General features: G+C 63.9%; 1 protein-coding gene. It reads right to left on the bottom strand.

Annotation, left to right across the window (positions count from 1 at the left end; genetic code table 11):
• Positions 1–62 precede the first annotated feature (62 nt).
• Positions 63–3020: a Tn3 family transposase gene (locus SX1_RS22010; protein WP_026150053.1), complete on the bottom strand. Its 2958-nt coding sequence runs from the start codon at positions 3018–3020 to the stop codon at positions 63–65.
• Between the last annotated feature and the right edge of the window lie 32 nt (positions 3021–3052).

The following is a 3052-nucleotide window of genomic DNA, read 5'->3' as shown; positions in this document are numbered from 1 at the left end:
TTCTGGGGGTGACTACACGAAAGTGACGCAACTGCACGGTAAGGGCGAACGGATAGCGAACGTCACGCGGCGAGCAAGGAGCTGACGGCGCGCAGCGGCCGCAAGGCATCCGGATCTGGGCGATCTTCGACATTCCAGCTATAGTCCCCTGTCAGCGAGATGTGCTCCCAGCCCAACGGTGCGATGTGGCGTGCGATCTCGTCGGGCGTACCGATGTCAGCCAACGCCATTTCGAGATAGCGGGTGTTCCACAGGATGATGGCGGCGACGAGCAGATTGAGGCCCGATGCCCGATAAGTCTGGTTCTCGAAGCGCCGATCACGCAGCTCGCCGAGTTGGTTGAAGAAGAGCGCGCGGGCGAGCGCATTGCGGGCTTCACCCTTATTGAGGCCCGCCTGGGTGCGCCGGCGCAGGTCAATGTCGCGCAGCCAGTCGAGCATGAAGATCGAGCGTTCGAGGCGGCCAAGCTCGCGCAACGCGAGGGCCAGTCCATTTTGTCGGGGATAGGCGGACAGCCGGCGGAGCATCGCCGAAGCGGTGACGGTGCCGGTGCGGATCGATGTGGCGAACCGCAGCAGTTCGTCCCAATGCGCGGCGACATGACCCAATGCGATCGGCTCGGCCGTCATGCCAGTGAGCAGCTGGCCAGATTCCTGGCCAGGCAGGAGGTGCAAGCGACGCTCCCTGATATCGCGGAGGCGCGGCGCGAAGCGGTAGCCGAAGAAAGGCATGAGGCCGAACACATGGTCCGATGCCCCGCCTGTATCGGTGTAGTGCTCCTCAATCGTCAGGCCGGTCTGATGATACAGCAAGCCATCCAGCACATAAGGCGCTTCGCCGGCAGTCGCCGCGATCACCCTGCTCGCGAAGGGATCATATCGATCCGAGACATGGGTGTAGAAGGCGACGCCCGGTTCGTTGCCGCTGCGTGCGTTGATGTCGCCGATCGCGGCCCCACGACCGCCAGCGTGAAATTGCTGTCCGTCGCTCGACGAAGTGGTGCCGTCTCCCCACAGCGCGGCGAGTGGCATGGCGCGATGGGCGTCGATCAGCCTTCCCAGCGCTTCGCCATAAGCGGCCTCGCTAATATGCCAGTCGTGAAGATGGGCGAGCTGACGCAGACTTGCGCCCCGGCAGGTTTCCGCCATCCGCGTGAGGCCGAGATTGATGCCGTCGGCGAGGATGACGGTAAGCAGGGCATTGCGATCGTCGGCTTCCCTACCCGAACGCCGGTGGATGAAGCATTCGCTGAACCCGGTCCAGGCATCGACCTCAAGCAGAAGATCGGTGATCTTCACGCGCGGCAGTCGATCATAGGCGGCGCGACGGGCAATCTCGGTGGCGGGCGGCGTTGCCGCCTTCAGCGGCGAGATGATGAGGCCGTTTTCGTCAAGCCTCACCTGGGGCAGCTCGCCCTGACGCGCGAGGATCGTCACCTGTTCGATCGCCGTGTCGAGCCTGGTGCGCCTTTCCTCGATATGGCGCTCGAAATCCGTTTCGATGGCTAGCGGCAAAGGCCCCTTCTCGTGAAGCGCCGCAAAGGTCGCCGGCGGGATGAGATAGCTGTCGAAATCGCGAAACTGCCGGCTTCCCGCGACCCAAATGTCTCCCGCTCGCAGCCGTTCACGTAGCTGCGACAGGGCGCATAGTTCATAGGCGGCACGATCGACGATGCCATCGCGCAGGACGAACGGCCGCCATGCGGACGGCACAAAGCGCAGCGGCACGCGATCAGGCAAGCGCCTTTTGCCGGTCTGGTAGAGCTCCGCGATGATGGCCAGCGCTGACAGGAGCCCCTGCACCGCACCGGCGCCGCGAAATTCAAAGGTGTTGAGAAAGGCACCGGCAAAGAGCTTCACAGTGCGATGCCGCTCGATCAATTCGGCCGTGCGATCGACGGTTTCCGGTCGCCCGAGCACTTCGGCCTGCTCGACGGCCACGGCGAAGCGCTGCCAGTCCAGCGCCTCGATCTGCGCCAGAAAATCCACGCCCTTGGTGCGCGCGTCGATGAGGAGCCGGCAAGATCCCGTGAGCGTCCGGAGATGGCCTTGCAGCTCGCGCACCGTCTTTAGGGCTTTGTCGCGAGTCCGGTTCTCGGCGCGGCGCGCCATGCTCCCCAACAGCTTGTCGAACATCGTCAGGGCCGCGTCGGTCAGGCTTTCCTCAAGGCGGATGCCGGTTGCCGCCAGTGTTGCATGTCTCCGTAGGGCATTGAGTTCGCCAAGGTGCTGGGGCGTGATGCGGCTGCCTTCGTCCGCCAGCCTGTCAAAAGTCAAAGCCGGGATCATGTCGGCACGGGCGCGATCGAGGCCCAGCGCGCGGATATAGGCGAGCCGTTCGATCAGGCGCAGGATGTTGCGCGCTGCCGGCGATTGTGGCGCATTGCGCATCCAGGATAGCCATGTCGCGACCTGCCCCGGTCGTCGGGCCAGCAAATCGTCCAGGCCCTGAAGGGTGTCAGGCAGCAGGCCATTCGTGAGCACTTCATAGGTAAGCTGTTCGGCTTGCTGGCGCGCCCGCCGCAGCACCGCTTCGAGAATCGACGGAGAAGGCAGGAGGATCTGCAGGCGCCGGAGTTCATCGACGATGACGTCTGCCATCTGGCCGGGGTGTATGATGGTCTGCGCGATTGGGACCGAGAAGGCGACAACTTCACGGAAAGCGTTGCGGTCAAAAATCCTGAACCCGTGCGATCGTCGGATTTCGACGAGATGCTCGCGACGGGTCTGGTCCCGATGGGCATAATCCGCGAAGGCTGCCGGCGCGACGCCGAGTTGCTGCGCCACATAGGCGAGCACAGGAGCGGGCGGGACTTCGCCCGCTTCCAGCGCACGGCCAGGCCATCTCATATATAGCATGAGCATCGCATAGCCGAGCCGGGTGGCATCGCCGCGACGGCGGCCGACAATTTCCAGGTCGTCGCTGGTCAGCGTATAATGACGCGCGATCTCGCGCTCATCGAGCGGCGCGCCATAATGCCTCGCCCAGATTTCCAGGCTCACCAGTCGCCGTCTCGCCAAGCATCATCTCCTTCGCTTTGCGTGTCCGTCAG

The organism is Sphingobium xenophagum NBRC 107872 (genome assembly GCF_000367345.1).
GTDB lineage: Bacteria > Pseudomonadota > Alphaproteobacteria > Sphingomonadales > Sphingomonadaceae > Sphingobium > Sphingobium xenophagum.
The sequence above is the reverse complement of the archived record's forward strand: the minus strand, read 5'-3'. Positions and strand labels throughout refer to the sequence as shown.